We start from the raw sequence: 15776 nt of genomic DNA, 5'->3' as shown, positions 1-15776 counted from the left end.
CTGCCGATGACGACCGCCTTACGCCGCGCCTGTGTCCACCGCCTGCCGATGCGCAGCCCCGACGATGTCGGCGCGCTCGCGGCGAGCATCGCGCAGGGCACGATCGATCCGGCCGGCATCGTCGCCATTCTCGGCAAGACCGAGGGCAATGGCTGCGTCAACGACTTCACCCGCGCCTTCGCCGTGCGCACGCTCGAGGCGCTGCTCGGCAGGCACTTGACGGACGATGCGGTGCGGCAGATCGCGATGGTGATGTCGGGCGGCACCGAGGGTGCCTTGTCGCCGCACATGATCGTGCTCGAGGCGCGCGCGGCCGGCCACGACAGCGAGCCGCGCGCATTCGCCACATCGCTGGCGCTGGGGCGGGCGCGCACGCCGGTGCTGCCGAGCGAGCATCTCGGCCGGCTGCAGCAGATCGAGCTGGTCGCCGCCGGCGTCCGCGCCGCGATGGCCGATGCCGGGATCACGGACCCCGCCGATGTCCACTACGTCCAGGTAAAATGCCCGCTGCTGACGATGGAGCGGATCGAGGCGGCGGAGGCGCAGGGACAACGCACCGTTGTGCGCGATACGCTGAAGTCGATGGGGTTTTCGCGCGGCGCCTCGGCGCTCGGCGTCGCTGTCGCGCTCGGCGAGCTCGCGCTTTCCGATCTGTCCGATGCGATGATCTGCGCGGACTACGGCCGCTACAGCGAGCGCGCGGCAACCTCGGGTGGCGTCGAGCTGCTCGACCACGAAATCATGGTGGCCGGCATGTCAGCGAACTGGACTGGGCCGCTCGCCATCGATCACGGCGTGATGGCGGATGCCATCGACATCGAGCCGGCGCGCGCCGCTCTGGCCCGGCTCGGCCTCGAGGCGCCGGGCCAGGTGCCGGCGGCGTCGCGCGGCCGGATCGCGGCGGTGCTCGCCAAGGCGGAGGCGGCGCAAAGCGGCAGGCTGCGCGGCCTCAGGCACACCATGCTGGACGACAGCGATATCTCCTCGACCCGCCATGCGCGCGCCTTTGTCGGCGGTGCGCTGGCCGGGCTGTTCGGCTTCACCGATCTGTTCGTCTCCGGCGGCGCCGAGCACCAGGGCCCCGACGGCGGCGGGCCGGTCGCGATCATCGTCGAGCGGCATAAGAAATGAACCGGGCTCTCAAAGCTGCTTGCGCAGCCTCGGAGCGCCGGACTGCGTCATAACGCCCACCTCCGCGCTAGCCGGTAATTTGGAACCGTAAAATTCGGCAATAATGTAGATGCGACTCATTATCACATGCATCAGGTAACATATTCCTAATCCGGCCACCGCCCTACCGACCTTTGGACGAAATTCGAGGACTTGTTGAGAGCCGTTCGCAATTGGAGCAGTCCGATTGTCGAACTCACGAACAAGAATTCAGTCCTTGAGTAGCCATTGGGGTGGTCGAATATGGGTCGAGCTGTCTTTCCAGCAAGCTTGCGCGGGGGCACCGCGTACCAGGGGGATGCGTCCCCTGATGTCTCCGGGATGAAGGTGTCGGCCGTCGCCGGCCTGATCGCGGTGGCATCATTCTCCGGCGCGGAGGCGCAGCAGGCGCCGCTGCCATCCGTCACCGTGGAGGCACCGGCCGCCCGGGCCAAGCCGCAGGCCTCGCGGCCGTCGGCCGACCAGGTCCGCGCCCGCAGCGCGCTGCGCCGCGCCGCCCGCCAGCCGCAGCAGGAGCAGAAGCCGCCGGCCGGCCCGCAGACGCCGCCCGACGCCAACCCCTACGCCGACGCTGCCGCGCCCTACAAGGTCGACCGCGTCGCCTCCGGCAAGTTCACCGAGAAGCTGGTCAACACGCCGAAGACCATCACGGTGATGAGCAAGGAGGTGATGGAGGACAAGCACATCACGACGCTCAAGGAGGTCGGCCGCTCGACCGCCGGCGTCACGCTCGGCTCCGGCGAGGGCGGCAACGCGTTCGGCGACCGCTTCTTCATCCGCGGCTTCGACGCGCGCAACGACATCTTCATCGACGGCATCCGCGATCCCGCGGTGTCGGTGCGCGAGAACTTCTTCACCGAGCAGGTCGAGATCCTGCGCGGCCCGGCGTCCGCCTATGCCGGACGCGGCACCGCCGGCGGCGCCATCAACATCATCACCAAGCAGGCCGGCGACCGCAACTTCTACAACGCCGAATCGACGCTCGGCACCGACCAGACCAAGCGCATCACGCTCGACGTCAACCAGAAGATCTCGCCGACCTTCTCGGTACGCACCGGCGGCCTGTTCCAGGACGCCAATGTCGCGGGCCGCGATCACGTCACCGATGACCGCTGGGGCGGCTTCGTCTCGACGAAATGGACGCCGACGGACTCGCTGAAGGTGACGACCAACTACGTCCATACCGACCTCTCCGGCTATCCGGATTTCGGCGTGCCGTTTTACAAGCAGGGCAACATTCCGGTGACCTCGGCCGGCATCCCACGCAACACCTGGTACGGCTTTCTCAACCGCGACTTCCAGGCGGCACGGCAGGATTTCGGCACACTGGCCGGCGAGCTCAAGCTCAGCGACGCCGTCACCTTCACGAGCAAGCTGCGCGGCGAGCATTCCGAGCTGAACTATATCGGCACCCTGCCCAATGCGAGCGTGGCCGGAACGGCGAACGCCGACCCGACCAAATGGTTCTTCAACGCGAGTGCGCAGAGCCGCTACCAGACCGTCGACAACTGGGCCAACCAGAACGACCTCACGATCAAGTTCGACACCGGCGCCATCAAGCACACGACGGTGGTCGGCACCGAGTTCTCCAACGAGAAGATCTCGATCGACCGCTATGCGGGCCTGACCTCCGAGGCGTTCGGCTCGCAGGGCACCACGGGCGGCGGGCTGCAGAACCAGAGCATCTTCAGCCCAGCCTACACCAACCTGCCGTTCACCACCGTGCCCTATCTGACCGGCAACCCGACGCGCTACGATGTCGACACCAAGAGCGCCTATGTGATCGACACCGCGAACTGGCGCGACATCATCATCCTCAATGGCGGCCTGCGCTATGACGGCTATGGGATGCGCTCCTCCAACAATACGGCCTCGGCGACCGTCGATTCCGACCTGATCAACTACAATGTCGGCCTCGTCTACAAGCCGATGCCGATCGGCAGCCTCTACGCCGCCTATGCGACCTCGGCCAACCCGTTCGGCTCCGAGCTCGACGGCACTGCCACGGACTACGGCGGCATCCCGCCGAACAGCACCATCATCCTGGGGCCGGAGCGCAACAAGGGCGCCGAGATCGGCACCAAATGGGAGCTGTTCGACCGCCATTTGCTGGTGACGGGCGCCCTGTTCCAGACCACCAAGGACAACGCCCGCGAGACCGTCAACGGCCTCCTGACGTCAGGCGCCGCCTATCGCATCCAGGGCCTCGACCTCGAGGCGGAAGGCAAGATCACCGATCGCTGGAGCATCTTCGGCGGCCTGGTGCTGATGCAGTCCAAGGTGACCGAGAGCGGCATCGCCTCCAATGTCGGCCTGCAGCTCGCCAACGTCGCCCATCAGTCGCTCAGCGTGCTGTCGAAATACAAGTTCGACGACGGCTGGGAGATCGGCGGCCAGGCGGTGTACCGCTCCAAAGTGTTCGGCGGCACCTTCGCAGCCAACACCGGCAACGAGCTGCCGAGCTACTGGCGCTTCGACGCGTTCGTGGAGAAGCAGATCGACAAGAACTGGAGCATGAAGGTATACGCCCAGAACCTCACCAACCAGCTCTATTACGATACCTTTTACCGCAGCAACGTGCCCTTCACCCAGGTCGCTCCAGGGCGGGCGTTCTATCTGATCACGACCGCGAAGTTCTGATCGGCAATCAAGATCGGGCAACATTGTTGCCGGGTTCCCGCCGCATCTTCCGGATGCGGCGGGAGCGAAGAGCGGGCCGGCCGGCCCCGCCTGAGACATTCCGCCGCAGTTTCTCGTGCCGAAAACAGGTATCCAGGTCGGATTTTCTCCGATCAGCGATTGAACGGTGCCGTTTCGTACAACCTGGGAGTTTCGACTGTTGCTGCGTCGCGACACTTTGCGACCAATTGTCATTATCAGAAATGAATGGACACTTTTCGCAATCCGGCCATGAGCGGAACCAGCTTTGGACCGCTTTCCCTCGCTTCTTGACTTGCATTCGCAACTGGCTCGCGCCGGTTGCGTGCGTTCAATGAACCCAAGTCTGAAGTTTTGCGTAGCGAACGGGGTGGTCGAGTATGGGTAAGGCAGTTTTTCCAAGAAGCTTGCGTGGAGCGAGCTGGCATGACGGGGAATCCTCCGCCGACATTTCCGGCGTGAAGGTCTCGGCGGTTGCGAGCCTGATTGCGGTCGCATCCTTCTCGAGTGCCGAAGCCCAGCAGGCGCCGCTGCCCTCCGTCACCGTCGAAGCCCCGGTGGCGCGCCCGAAGCCGGCCGCCTCGCGCCCGACCGCCGATCAGGTCCGCGCCCGCGACGCGATGCGCCGCGCCGCGCGCCAGCAACAGCAGCAGCAGGCTGCGGCCCCCAAGAGCAACCAGCCGCCGGACCGCAACCCCTATTCGAGCCCCGCCTCCGACTACAAGGGCGAGCGGCTGCAGGCCTCCGGCAAGTTTCCGGAGAAGCTGTTGAACACGCCGAAGACCGTGACGGTCCTCAGCAAGGAGATCCTGGCGGACAAGAACTCCACCAGCCTGAAATCCGCCGTGCTCTCCACCGCCGGCGTCACGCTCGGCACCGGCGAAGGCGGCAACGCGTTCGGCGACCGCTTCTTCATCCGCGGCTTCGACGCCCGCAACGACGTCTTCATCGACGGCGTGCGTGACGCCGGCGTCTCGGTGCGCGAGAACTTCTTCACCGAGCAGGTCGAGATCCTGCGCGGCCCGGCCTCGTCCTTCGCCGGCCGCGGCACCACCGGCGGCGCGATCAACATCGTGACCAAGCAGGCCACGCCCGAGAGCAGCTTCTACAACATCGACACCACGCTCGGCACCGACCAGACCAAGCGCGTCGTCATCGACGTCAACCAGAAGATCACGCCGACCTTCGCCGCGCGCGTCGGCGGCCTGTTCCAGGATGCCGGCGTGGCCGGACGCGACTTCGTCACCGACAAGCGCAATGGCGGCTTCATTGCCACCAAGTGGACACCGCTCGACAGCGTGACGCTGGTCACCAACTACATCCACACCGAGGTCTCCGGCCGTCCGGACTTCGGCGTGCCGTATTATCGTCAGGCCGGCAACCTGACGCCAGGCGCGCCGTTCCCGGAGGTCGGCTCGCCGCGTAACGCCTGGTACGGCTTCCTCAATCGCGACTTCCAGCGGATCGGACAGGATATCGGCACGTTCAACGCCGAGGTGAAGATCACGCCCGACCTGACGATCTCCGACAAGGTCAGGGTGTCGCGCTCGGTCCTGAACTACATCGGCACGCTGCCGGAGGGTGCCACCAACATCAATCCACCATCCGCCGCGGTGATCCGTGCCAACCCGCAGAGCCGCTTCCAGCAGACCGACGTGCTGGCCAACCAGCTCGACGCGACCTGGAAGTTCGACACCGGCGCCTTCAAGCACACCCTGGTCGCCGGCCTCGAAGTGTCGCAGGAAAAGGCCATCATCAACAGCTACACCGGCCTGACCTCCGAGCAGCAGGGCCTGCCCTTCTCTGGAGCCGGCTCGCTGTCGGGCGTGAGCGTGTTCAACCCGCAGTTCACGGATCTGCCGTTCGGTATCCCCTCGCTGAGCCAGTTCCCCACCAACCTCAAGATCGACACCGCGAGCGTCTACGCGCTCGACAGCGTCAACTACCGGGATCTCGTCATCCTCAACGGCGGCGTCCGCTACGACAAATACGACGTCCGCGTGGATGGCTTCGGCACCGTGAACGGCGTCGCCAACGTGCCCGGCTCGACGGCTGCCTCGAGCGGCATGCCGAACTTCAATCTCGGACTGACGCTGAAGCCGGTGCCCTATGCCAGCTTCTATGCGGCCTATGCGACCTCGTCGAACCCGGTCGGTGCGGAGTTCGACGGCCTCAGCGCCCAGTACGGCGGCATTTCGGCCGTGACGAATGGCGGAGCCAACCAGGTCTTCGGGCCGGAGAAGAACACCTCGATCGAGATCGGCACCAAATGGGAGCTGCTCGACGGGCGGCTGCTGGTCACGGGAGCCCTGTTCCAGACCGAGAAGGAGAATGCCCGCGAGTCGTTCAACGTCACCAGCGCCAAGACCGCGACGGCGGCCTGCCCCTACAACGCCACCACCGGTAACGTGCCGTGTCTCTCCGCCGGCGCCGCTTACCGCATCCGCGGCATCGATCTGCAGGCGGGCGGCAAGCTGACCGACAAATGGAGCATCTTCGGCGGCCTCGTGCTGATGCAGTCCGAGGTGACCAAGTCGAACATCCTGCCGGCCAACACGGCGCTGTTCACCAGCAATGTCGGCCTGCAGCTCGCCAACACCGCGCACCAGTCGTTCAGCCTGCTCACCAAGTATGAGATCAACGATACCTGGGAGATCGGCGGCCAGGCGGTGTACCGCTCGAAGATCTACGGCGGCACTTGGCTCGCGGCCAACCAGGGCACCGAGCTGCCGAGCTACTGGCGCTTCGATGCCTTCGCGGAAGCCAAGATCGACAAGAACTGGACGGCGAAGCTGTTCGTTGCCAACATCTTCGACAAGCTCTACTACGACGCCTTCTATCAGAGTGCCACGCCGTTCACCTTCGTCGGTCCCGGCAGAAGCGCGTCGATCGTCCTGTCGGGGCGGTTCTGACCGCCTGAACCGGGGCATTTATCGAGTTATGATTTCATGCTGATCTGTGTCCCCGGAATTTTGAGCAAAGATGATGTGGCGGAGTTCCGCCACATCATGGACCAAAGCGACTGGGAGGACGGCCGCTCGACGGCCGGCGCCCAGTCGGCCATGGTCAAGCGCAACGAGCAGCTGCCGCCCGACAGCGAGGTGGCGCGCAAGCTCGGCCACCGCATCATCTCGGCGATGACCGCCAATCCGCGCTTTCTCGCCGCCGCCATCCCGCAGCAGATCTTCCCGCCGCTGTTCAACCGCTACAGCGCCGAGTCGGGCCACCATTTCGGCATTCACGTCGACAACGCCGTGCGCGGCGACAAGCTCACCGGCCTGCGCATCCGCACCGATCTGTCGGTCACGCTGTTTCTGTCCGAGCCGGAAGAGTATGACGGCGGCGAACTCATCATCGAGGACCTCTACGGCTCGCATGAGATCAAGCTGCCGGCCGGCGATCTCGTGCTGTATCCGGCCTCCAGCCTGCACATGGTCACGCCGGTGACGCGCGGCGTCCGCGTCGCCTCGTTCTTCTGGCTGCAGAGCATGATCCGCGATCCGCTGGCGCGCAGCATGATCTTCGATCTCGACACCACGATCCAGGGACTGTCGCAGCGCATGGGCCGCGATGATCCGGAAATGGTGCGGCTGACCGGCCTCTATCACAACCTGATCCGCTACTGGGCCGAGGTCTGACCGGAGCGTTGCTCCGCCGCGCGCGCCAAACAGTCCGCAGCCGCTTCCAGATCCCGCGCTCATGGCCGCTGAGTCATTGCAGCAAGCCCGTCTCGCATGATCATCGCTGGTTTGTGCGAGACCGCTCTCTCCATCGTCATGGCCGGGCTCGTCCCGCCTGCGCGGCCGAAGCCGCTTCGGCGCCGCGAAGGCCCGGCCATCTACGTTTCGGCGGCATCGAGAGACGGATGTGCCACTTTGCAGCGCCCTTCGGAGCTGGACCCGCGTGATGAGGAGCGACTCTTCGGCGCATCTTGAACGGTGAGGCCATCGCGGACTGCAACCGTCGTGAGATCGCCTGCTCACGGCGCGCGCATGCCCGGGCAGACGATCGGCCATCCTGCTCCCATCGATGCACGACAGCTCATGTCACAGGCAATGATACGCGGCTCTCGCGCAGACGCCTGTTAAATTCTGAGCTCGCCGCTCGCCCATGAGGCTGCCATCGTCGGATCTCGCCCGCAGGCAACGACATCAATCGCCGGGCGTTCGCGCCGAAGCGGCTCCGCGCGCGGAATCAGCCTGGCATGACGAGCGGTTGGAGCATGGGTACGAGTTCCGTTCAGCATGTGTCGGCATGTTCTGCAAAGAGTCCGATGCCGGTCAGAGATCGTGTCGTCCGATACGATTGCAGCAGGAACCGCTCTCGCTCACTCTTAATTTCTGCGCTGATCGCCCCGCGCGGCGAATCACGGCTGCCAGCCGCTTGCGACGTTGACGGCGCCCAATCGACCGCTGTGGTCCATCCTCGGATCACGCCCTGCTACACTGACTAATTAGAATTGATGCAAGTCTGAACGGCGGCAATTGCGTGACTGACCAGTCTCACTGGTGGCGCGCCGCAGACTTTGAGTCGTTCCAAGTCAGACCTTTCAGATAGTTAGTCCATCCCGGCCGCCTTCAGGCGATGATCCGCTGATTGCGTGATTCGATCCCGTGCGTCGCGTCGCACCCATCGGATTGATGGCAGACATCGATGCACCCGGTTTGGTCAAGGCGCCGTCTCAAAACAGCCCGGTTACGCCAAGAAACATGACCGCGAAATTAACTACCAAGGGGTGTGCAGCAACATGTTCAGGAACGTTCTTTACGTAGGGGCGGTGATCGCAGCCGTTTCGGCCGGCGCCATGGCGCATGCCGAGCAGCCGGCCACCTCGCCGAGACCTGGCCAGGCTGCCACCGCGCCGCAGACCGCAGCAACAAATCCGGCGAGCACGGCCACAGCGAAGAGCGCTCAGAGTCCCGCGACCGCAACGCAGGCTGCTGCACCAGCCGCCACCACGGCTGCGGCGCCGGCTCAGCCATCAGCTGCATCTCAGACCATCTCACAGAAACAGGTGACCACCGGCCAGGCATCGACTGCGCCGGCCGTTGCGCAGACTGCACCCGCACCACAGGCCGCCGCACCTGCTCCGGCGGCAACCTCTCCCGCACCCGCCGCAAGCAGCGCCGCGACGACTCCGGCCGCACCGCAGACCGCGACGACGGGCCAGGCGCCCGCAGCGGCGACGACCGACACGCAGGCCTCGACCGCCACCGAAGCGGTGACCGACGCCACCGCCGCCGACAAGGCGAAAGACCAGGCAGAGAAGCCGGCCCAAGGTGGCGCACAGGGCGGCGCGCAGGCCGCATCGCACGTCCCGCATGATCTGTCGCCGTGGTCGATGTTCCTCGCGGCCGACATCCTGGTGAAGTCGGTGATGATGGGCCTCGCGCTGGCATCGCTCGCCACCTGGACCGTCTTCATCGCCAAGACCGTCGAGTTCGCGGTTCTCCGCCGCAAGCTGAGCAATGCGCTGCGCAGGGTCGACGATGTGCGCTGGCTGTCGGAAGCCAAGCTCGCACTGGGGTCACGGCAGAGCGTGCTGACGGCGCTGATCGACGCAGCCATGCACGAGATCAGGATGTCGTCCGAGCTGCCGCCGCATGGCGTCAACGAGCGCGCCGCTTCGAGCTTCTCCGAGATCGTGCGCGCCGAGGGCCGGCGCTGTCGCACCGGCATGGGACTGCTCGCCACGATCGGCTCGATTTCGCCCTTCGTCGGCCTGTTCGGCACCGTCTGGGGCATCATGAACAGCTTCATCGGCATCTCGAAGTCGCAGACCACCAACCTCGCCGTCGTGGCGCCGGGCATCGCCGAGGCGCTGCTGGCCACCGCCATCGGCCTCGTGGCCGCGATCCCCGCGGTGATCATCTACAATCACTTCACGCGCGTGACCAAAGGCTACATGGAGCTCGTCAACCGCTCCTCCGGCGCCACGGCCCGCATGCTGTCGCGCGATCTCGATCGCGGCCAGAGCCACCACACGCCGCACGGCCAGAGCTTCGAGCCGATTCCCGTCCACTCTGCGCCTCCCATGGCGCTGGCCGCGGAGTAAGTCATGGCCGTCTCTCTTTCGGAAGGCGATGGCGACGACGATCTCGGTGAAACGAGCGACATCAACGTCACCCCGTTCATCGACGTCATCCTGGTGCTGCTGATCATCTTCATGGTGGCGGCGCCGCTGTCGACGGTCGACGTGCCGGTCGATCTGCCGACCTCGACCGCCACGCCGCAGAAGAAGCCGGACAAGCCGATCTATGTGAGCATCAAGCCGGATCTCACGCTCTATGTCGGCGAAGAGCAGGTGAAGCGGGCGAGCCTGGTGAGCACGCTGGAGCACATTCCGGAGGCCGCCAAGGACAAGTTCGTATTCCTGCGCGCCGACCGCGGCGTGGCCTATGGCGAGCTGATGGATGTGATGGAGCTGCTGCGGATCGGCGGCTATCCGAAGATCAAGCTCGTTACGGTCGAGGGCGTCTCACAGGCTGCCGCGCAGGCCGCCCATTGAAACCAGTGAAACGACGGAAGTAGAAGCTATGGTCGAACACAAGTATCAAGGAGCGACCCGCCGCTTGTGGATCTCAGCCGCGATCGGCGCAGTGATGCTGCACGGAGGCGGCGCCGCGCTCGCGGTCGTTCATCTCAGCGGCAATGATGCCGAAGGCGGCCTCGGCGCCGCCGGCGCCGAATTCGCCCTCGAGATGGCCTCGCCTCAGGTCGAGGAGAACGACCTTCCTCCCGGTCCCGACAGCGATGCCGCGGAGGCCGCACCGGAGCAGATGCAGCAGACCGCAGAGGTCAAGGAGTCCGACGCGGTCAAGGACAAGCCGACCGAGACCGAGGAGGAAGCCGATCGGGTCGTCACGATGAACGAACCGAAGAAGCCCGAGAAGGAGGAGCAGCAGCAGGCCCAGCAGCAGGCTGAAGCCTCGGTGGCGTCAGCAGCCCAGCAGGAATCCGCGCGCAAGGCGCTCGACGAGGCCGCGCCGCCCGCAGAGACGGCCAAGGCGCCCAATGTCGGGCTCGGCAAGGACAGGCAGAAGCTGACCGACAATTGGGGCCGCAAGATCAGCGCCTATTTCGAGCTCCACAAGCGCTATCCGGACGGCAAGAAGCATAACGGCACGGTCAAGGTCGCTCTGGTGCTCAGCCGCGCCGGCAAGGTGATGTCGGCCTCCGTGATGCAGTCGTGCGGAGATCCGATGTTCGACGATGCGGCGCTGTCGATGATCCGCCGCTCCGATCCGGTGCCGGCGCCGCCATCCGGGCTGACCGACGACCAGTTCAGCTTCAGCCTCGACGTCAACTTCAATCAGAAGAAGTAGTCACGCGATCCACGCACACGGATCGACAGACTGGGCAGCGCTCGCACTCCGGCGAGCGCTGCTTTTCTTTGCAAATGGCTGCGGCACGCCTCGCCGCGTGGCGGATACTCTTCACCCCTCACCCTGAGGAGCCCGCCGCAGGCGGGCGTCTCGAAGGGCGAGGCCCCGGTCGTGCCCTCATGGTTCGAGACGCGCCGCGAGCAACGAGGCCACCTCACATTGGCGGACTTGGGGCGCGGCGCTCCTCACCATGAGGATCCGGCATCGCCGGAGGCGCTGCACACTGGACCATCAACACGAGGAGCGTGCTCATGGCGGGATCGTCTCGCTCTATCGTCCTGCACGACCGTCACCCTCACCCTGAGGAGACCGCCGCCAAGGCGGTCGTCTCGAAGGGCGAGGCCTCGCTGGGCCTCATGGTTCGAGACGCGCCGCGGACAATGATCTCGCCTGGCATTGGCCCGATCGGCGCGGCGCTCCTCACCATGAGGAGCGGGTTCCGAGACCGGCGCTGCAAATTGATCATCAGCCACGTGTTCATGGAGGGGGGAGAAAGCCGAGGCGGCACTGAACACCGGACCATGAATACGTCGAGAGACGCGTCCATCGAGAGGGTCTAGAGCAGGAACCGACGCTGCGGATCGGCCACGAGCAAGGAGCTCCTGGAGAGGACAAATCGCTGCGTCCCGCCAATCAGTACTGCACGCGGGCGCCGACCTGCACCACCGTCGCCGAGAGATTGTTCTCCTTGAAGTTCGAGCGCGTCTCCTCGCGCCGGACGCTCGCCCTGAACTGCAGCAGGCGGGAGAACTTGTAGAGCATGCCGAGCTCGACCAGGTAGCGGTTGTCCACCCGCGTGGTGCCGGTGAACGCATCCTGGCCAAAGCCCGTGAGGAGCGTGCCGACGAGCCAGGGCTCGAACTGGTGCTCGACGCCGACGGTGACGTCGCGCTTGAGCACGCCGGAGATGCCGGGCTCGGTGATCTCCACCACCTGCGACTTGGCGCCGAGCATGATCGCCGTTTCTTTGGCATATTGATAGGTGAGGTTGGCGTCGGCAATGAAGCCGTTGACCGGCTTCAGCATCGGGTCCTGGAATTTGCGCGTGAGATAGCCGACGGCGACGTCGCCCGTCAGCTTGTCGGCGTAGTTGAGGGTCACGCCGGCCTCGACCGCCGTGCCGGTGGAGTCGCGGCGGAAGCCTTCGGCATCGACGGCGATGTCGTGGACGCGGCGATCGACGGCGACGTCGACGAACGGCCGGATCTCCGGCGTCAGATTGTAGGTGACGCGGCTCTGCGAGCCGTACTGGACGAAGTTGCGATCGGCATTGCTGACGATCTGGCCGTCGGTGAGCCGCGCGTTCTGGAACGCGACACGGTCGATCGCGGCCTTGGTCGAGACCTCGAAGTCCTCGAATCGCTTGGTGACGCCGGCCGAGCCGCCGACCGTGCTCGCCAGCGGAATCTTGGCGAACCGGCCGGCGAAGCGCGGCGTGCCGGGATCATCGGCGTCGACTGCCACGTGGCCCTCGCCGTTGATCGCAAACGTATCGGTGACGTCGTAGCGACCATTCACCTTCGCGTCGACGGTGGGCCTTGAGAGCTGCCGGAGCTTGGCATAGTCGATATAGCCGACGCGCACATCGGCATTGAGCAGATGCCGCTCGAACTGAGAACGCACCAGCAGGACCGGCGCAACGCTGACGAAGCCGGAGCCGGCGCCCTTCGGCACGCGTCCGGGATTGCTGTCGAAGCCCGAGGACATTTCGAACGCAGGCTTCAGGATGAAGTTTCCCACCGTGATGCCCTTGGGCTCGTAGGGATCCTCTTCCATCATCGCCGGCGCCTGGGGCTGCGGCTCCTGCGGCTTCTGCCCCTTGTTGACCGCCGGCAGCCGCATCTTCGGCCGGTCCGCCAGCACCGGCGGAATCGGCTGCGCATCCTGCCGCGGGATCGGCGGCAGATTTTGCGGCAGCACGCCGCGCGTCGCCGGCGGCGGACTGACGGCGAAGGCCAGCGCGTCGAGGCAGCGATTGGGAACGTTCGTCATCGACAGCCGGCCGGGCGTCGACAGGCAGCCTCCGACCAGGAGCCCGGCAGACGGTGTGCCGAAGAAGCCGTTGCGCACGGGCGCCAGACGCGGCGCCGGCTCGCGGCGAGCGGCCTGCGGCAGTGCGCCGGCGCCGGGATCGATCGGGGATCGCGGCCGCGGCGGCGGACGCTCCTCGACCTGGGTCGCTTCCTTGGGCTCGGGATCATTGCCGCCGGGCGCCACGATCACTTGCGGGATGACCAGCGGGCCGTTGCCGTTGGCCGGCCGCAACGGCTGCTTGCGGCGATTGGGGATGATCACCACGGGACCGCCCTCGGTGGTCCCGGGGTCCGCATAGGCTCTCGCCCGCGTGTCCGGAATGACGGTCTGGCCATGCGAGGGCGCGACCCCGAACAGCGTCACGAGCAGCACGGTGATCGCCACCGTCTCCTCCTGACACCGCGGCACGTCGCGACCTACGCGACGCCTGGGGATCCCTGCCTGTCGTCCTGACCGTTCCAAAAAGTACCGTCTCCGTCGAGTTCGCAGCCATCGGATTGCGGGCCCGCGGCGTCGCGTCACGACGCAGCGGGCCCGCAAGGATCAGGTCACTCGATCACCAGGGTGCCCTTGTTGCCCTGATGGAAATCGTCGAAGAACTCATAGCGGCCCGGCTTCTGCGCCTTGACCTTCACGACGCCTTCCATGTTCGGCTTGATCACCGTCTCGAACTGCAGCGGCTCGCTCTCGAACTCGACCGGCGCGGCGTCCAGATTCTTGATCTTGAACACAATCGGCGTATCGGCCGGAGCCTTCAGCTCGGCCGGCTGAAACTTGTTGTCCTTGACCGAGATCTCGATGGTGGTCTCGGCCGCGCCAGCAGGCAGCGCGAAAGCGGTCATCAACAGCGCGGCGGCCCCTACGGCTTGCACTTTCCCGAATAGCATCATGATTGTATGTCCCTGTCCCGAATTCACCCGTGTGCCGGATGTCTTCTCCACCCGCCATTTTCGACGAGCTTCCGACACTTCGTAGAATGACTTTAAGGTCTCGAATGCGGCAATTTACCGTGTCGAAATTTGACAAACTCGCCTTATGCGACAAAGCGCGCGAATTAATTAGTTCGTATCTTCAATGCGAAGCGGAATATTTTGAGGATTGCGCTGCAGAGCCTTGCGCACGCCGTGACGCAAGCGGTTCGACCGTCGTCGCCCGGCGAATCTCGCAGCCCGGTCGAATCAATCTGACGCACGACCTGCGTGTGACGTGCTGTCTTGATATGGGACGAAGGCCGCGTAGCTCATCGAGACGGCCGAATCATCGACACCGCCGCAACCGAAACGCGCGGCAGAGGCCGAACTCAGTCCGACCGGTCGTAAAGCGCACAGATCTCCGCGCAATGCGTCCATCGACACGCACTGCCGTGAGCCTCGCGAGGCGATCAACACCTCGCAGGATCGTCAGCCGGGCCGGCGACGAGCGCATACGCCAATCGCCGGCGATTCAGCTGCCGACGCCGAGCCGCTTGTCGTGAATGCTGAGAGTCCGCGGCATGCGGGCCGGCCCTGCCGGCTTCGCGGCGGCGGACGGCGCATTCGCACGCCTGGGCGGGAAATCCGGCACCACCGAGACGTTCTCCTCTGCGGCCACCGCCTGAACCGCCTCCACCGCCTTGGGCTCCGGCCTGTCTTTCGCGCTCACGACCGGGCGCGGAGTCGCGGGTGCGGCCCGCGCCGGCACGGGCACGCGCTTGCGTCCCGTGACCATCGCGCGGGCGAGATTCTCCCGCTGCAGCACGCTCATCCACAACGTGCCGAGCACATGCACGGCGATCAGCGCGATGACGGCATTCGACGACAGCGAATGCGCCTGCTCGATCCATCCGACGCCGAAGAATCGCACCGAGACCTGCATCACGCCGCTGATCGTCGAGACGATCAGCAGAGCAAGCATCACGACGAGCATCGCCGCTCCCGCCGGATTCAAGCCGAGATAGCGCCCGGTCTCGCCGCGCAGCATGCCCACGATGTATTGCGGGGCCGCTCGCAGCTTGAGGCTGATGCGCGCGAACAGCGAATGACGGCTGCCGATCACCCCCCAGATCAGCCTGAAGGCGAGCAGGCCGATCACGGCATAGCCCGCCAGCCGATGCAGGGCGTCGAATATGTTGGGCGTGACGCAGGCGACGAGCACGAAGGCCGCGAGGGCCCAGTGCCAGACGCGCAGCGGCAGATCCCAGATCGCAACGGTGTCCGAACGTGAGTTCGCCGGCGTCTCGGACATGACGCTCCGGTGTGCCTGTCCTGCGTCACGCATGATCGTCAGATCACTTCGCCTTGGTATGCTTCAGCGCGAGGTCCTCCGGGCTGTAGAACAGCTCGAACAGCTTGCCGCCCTTGACACCGTAGACCTCGTAGCAGGTGCCCTCGATCTTGGTCTGGCGAACCTCGTAACCCGCGGCCTTCGCCTTCGCTTCGGCCTCGGCCGTCGTCTTCCACGACGCCTTGTCGAGCTTGGTGCAATCCTTGTAGCCGTCGGCAAAGGCAGCGGAGCCGGACGCGAGGCCTGCCGCGAGTGCAACGACCATTA

The 15776-nt window shown here is 65.4% G+C and carries 11 protein-coding genes; 7 read left to right on the top strand and 4 right to left on the bottom strand.

Features of this window, described 5'->3' with window-relative positions; all coding sequences use genetic code 11:
* Positions 1-6 precede the first annotated feature (6 nt).
* The 7 genes from atzD (at position 7) to QQL87_RS25075 (ending at position 11153) form a co-directional block, all read left to right on the top strand.
* Complete coding sequence (atzD, locus tag QQL87_RS25105; protein ID WP_284421604.1) at positions 7-1131, top strand: cyanuric acid amidohydrolase; 1125 nt, start codon at positions 7-9, stop codon at positions 1129-1131.
* A gap of 282 nt (positions 1132-1413) precedes the next feature.
* The gene (locus QQL87_RS25100) at positions 1414-3810 is read left to right on the top strand and encodes a TonB-dependent receptor (RefSeq protein WP_284421605.1); all 2397 of its coding nucleotides are present in this window, start codon (positions 1414-1416) and stop codon (positions 3808-3810) included.
* Positions 3811-4208: 398 nt separating this feature from the next.
* Positions 4209-6740, top strand: a complete 2532-nt coding sequence (locus tag QQL87_RS25095) for a TonB-dependent receptor (RefSeq protein ID WP_284421606.1) — start codon at positions 4209-4211, stop codon at positions 6738-6740.
* Between the two features lie 36 nt (positions 6741-6776).
* Complete coding sequence (locus QQL87_RS25090; RefSeq protein WP_284421607.1) at positions 6777-7466, top strand: Fe2+-dependent dioxygenase; 690 nt, start codon at positions 6777-6779, stop codon at positions 7464-7466.
* Between the two features lie 1109 nt (positions 7467-8575).
* Complete coding sequence (exbB, locus tag QQL87_RS25085; RefSeq protein WP_284421608.1) at positions 8576-9883, top strand: tonB-system energizer ExbB; 1308 nt, start codon at positions 8576-8578, stop codon at positions 9881-9883.
* 3 nt (positions 9884-9886) lie between these two features.
* Positions 9887-10336, top strand: a complete 450-nt coding sequence (gene exbD / locus QQL87_RS25080) for a TonB system transport protein ExbD (RefSeq protein ID WP_284421609.1) — start codon at positions 9887-9889, stop codon at positions 10334-10336.
* A gap of 28 nt (positions 10337-10364) precedes the next feature.
* Positions 10365-11153, top strand: a complete 789-nt coding sequence (locus QQL87_RS25075) for a TonB family protein (protein WP_284421610.1) — start codon at positions 10365-10367, stop codon at positions 11151-11153.
* 693 nt (positions 11154-11846) lie between these two features.
* Here the strand turns inward: QQL87_RS25075 and QQL87_RS25070 are convergent.
* The 4 genes from QQL87_RS25070 to QQL87_RS25055 form a co-directional block, all read right to left on the bottom strand.
* Positions 11847-13709, bottom strand: coding sequence for an outer membrane beta-barrel protein (locus QQL87_RS25070; protein WP_349817292.1), 1863 nt, complete (start codon positions 13707-13709; stop codon positions 11847-11849).
* Positions 13710-13795: 86 nt separating this feature from the next.
* Positions 13796-14137, bottom strand: a complete 342-nt coding sequence (locus QQL87_RS25065; RefSeq protein ID WP_284421612.1) for a cupredoxin domain-containing protein — start codon at positions 14135-14137, stop codon at positions 13796-13798.
* Between the two features lie 553 nt (positions 14138-14690).
* The gene (locus QQL87_RS25060; RefSeq protein ID WP_284421613.1) at positions 14691-15470 is read right to left on the bottom strand and encodes a cytochrome b/b6 domain-containing protein; all 780 of its coding nucleotides are present in this window, start codon (positions 15468-15470) and stop codon (positions 14691-14693) included.
* 43 nt (positions 15471-15513) lie between these two features.
* Positions 15514-15774 (bottom strand): PepSY domain-containing protein, encoded by a 261-nt coding sequence (locus QQL87_RS25055; RefSeq protein WP_502871218.1) that lies wholly within the window; start codon positions 15772-15774, stop codon positions 15514-15516.
* Between the last annotated feature and the right edge of the window lie 2 nt (positions 15775-15776).

Origin of the sequence: Bradyrhizobium sp. SSBR45G (assembly GCF_030159255.1) — a bacterium.
In the GTDB taxonomy this organism is placed as follows: Bacteria; Pseudomonadota; Alphaproteobacteria; order Rhizobiales; family Xanthobacteraceae; genus Bradyrhizobium.
Note: the sequence above shows the minus strand (reverse complement) of the source record. Positions and strands in the feature narration are given on the sequence as shown.

What these genes read in the sequence shown, in the direction of transcription:
- atzD (WP_284421604.1), top strand. Translation starts at nt 7, where the DNA reads ATGACGACCGCCTTACGCCGCGCCTGTGTCCACCGCCTGCCGATGCGC.
- QQL87_RS25100 (WP_284421605.1), top strand. Translation starts at nt 1,414, where the DNA reads ATGGGTCGAGCTGTCTTTCCAGCAAGCTTGCGCGGGGGCACCGCGTAC.
- QQL87_RS25095 (WP_284421606.1), top strand. Translation starts at nt 4,209, where the DNA reads ATGGGTAAGGCAGTTTTTCCAAGAAGCTTGCGTGGAGCGAGCTGGCAT.
- QQL87_RS25090 (WP_284421607.1), top strand. Translation starts at nt 6,777, where the DNA reads ATGCTGATCTGTGTCCCCGGAATTTTGAGCAAAGATGATGTGGCGGAG.
- exbB (WP_284421608.1), top strand. Translation starts at nt 8,576, where the DNA reads ATGTTCAGGAACGTTCTTTACGTAGGGGCGGTGATCGCAGCCGTTTCG.
- exbD (WP_284421609.1), top strand. Translation starts at nt 9,887, where the DNA reads ATGGCCGTCTCTCTTTCGGAAGGCGATGGCGACGACGATCTCGGTGAA.
- QQL87_RS25075 (WP_284421610.1), top strand. Translation starts at nt 10,365, where the DNA reads ATGGTCGAACACAAGTATCAAGGAGCGACCCGCCGCTTGTGGATCTCA.
- QQL87_RS25065 (WP_284421612.1), bottom strand. Translation starts at nt 14,137, where the DNA reads ATGATGCTATTCGGGAAAGTGCAAGCCGTAGGGGCCGCCGCGCTGTTG.
- QQL87_RS25060 (WP_284421613.1), bottom strand. Translation starts at nt 15,470, where the DNA reads ATGTCCGAGACGCCGGCGAACTCACGTTCGGACACCGTTGCGATCTGG.
- QQL87_RS25055 (WP_502871218.1), bottom strand. Translation starts at nt 15,774, where the DNA reads ATGGTCGTTGCACTCGCGGCAGGCCTCGCGTCCGGCTCCGCTGCCTTT.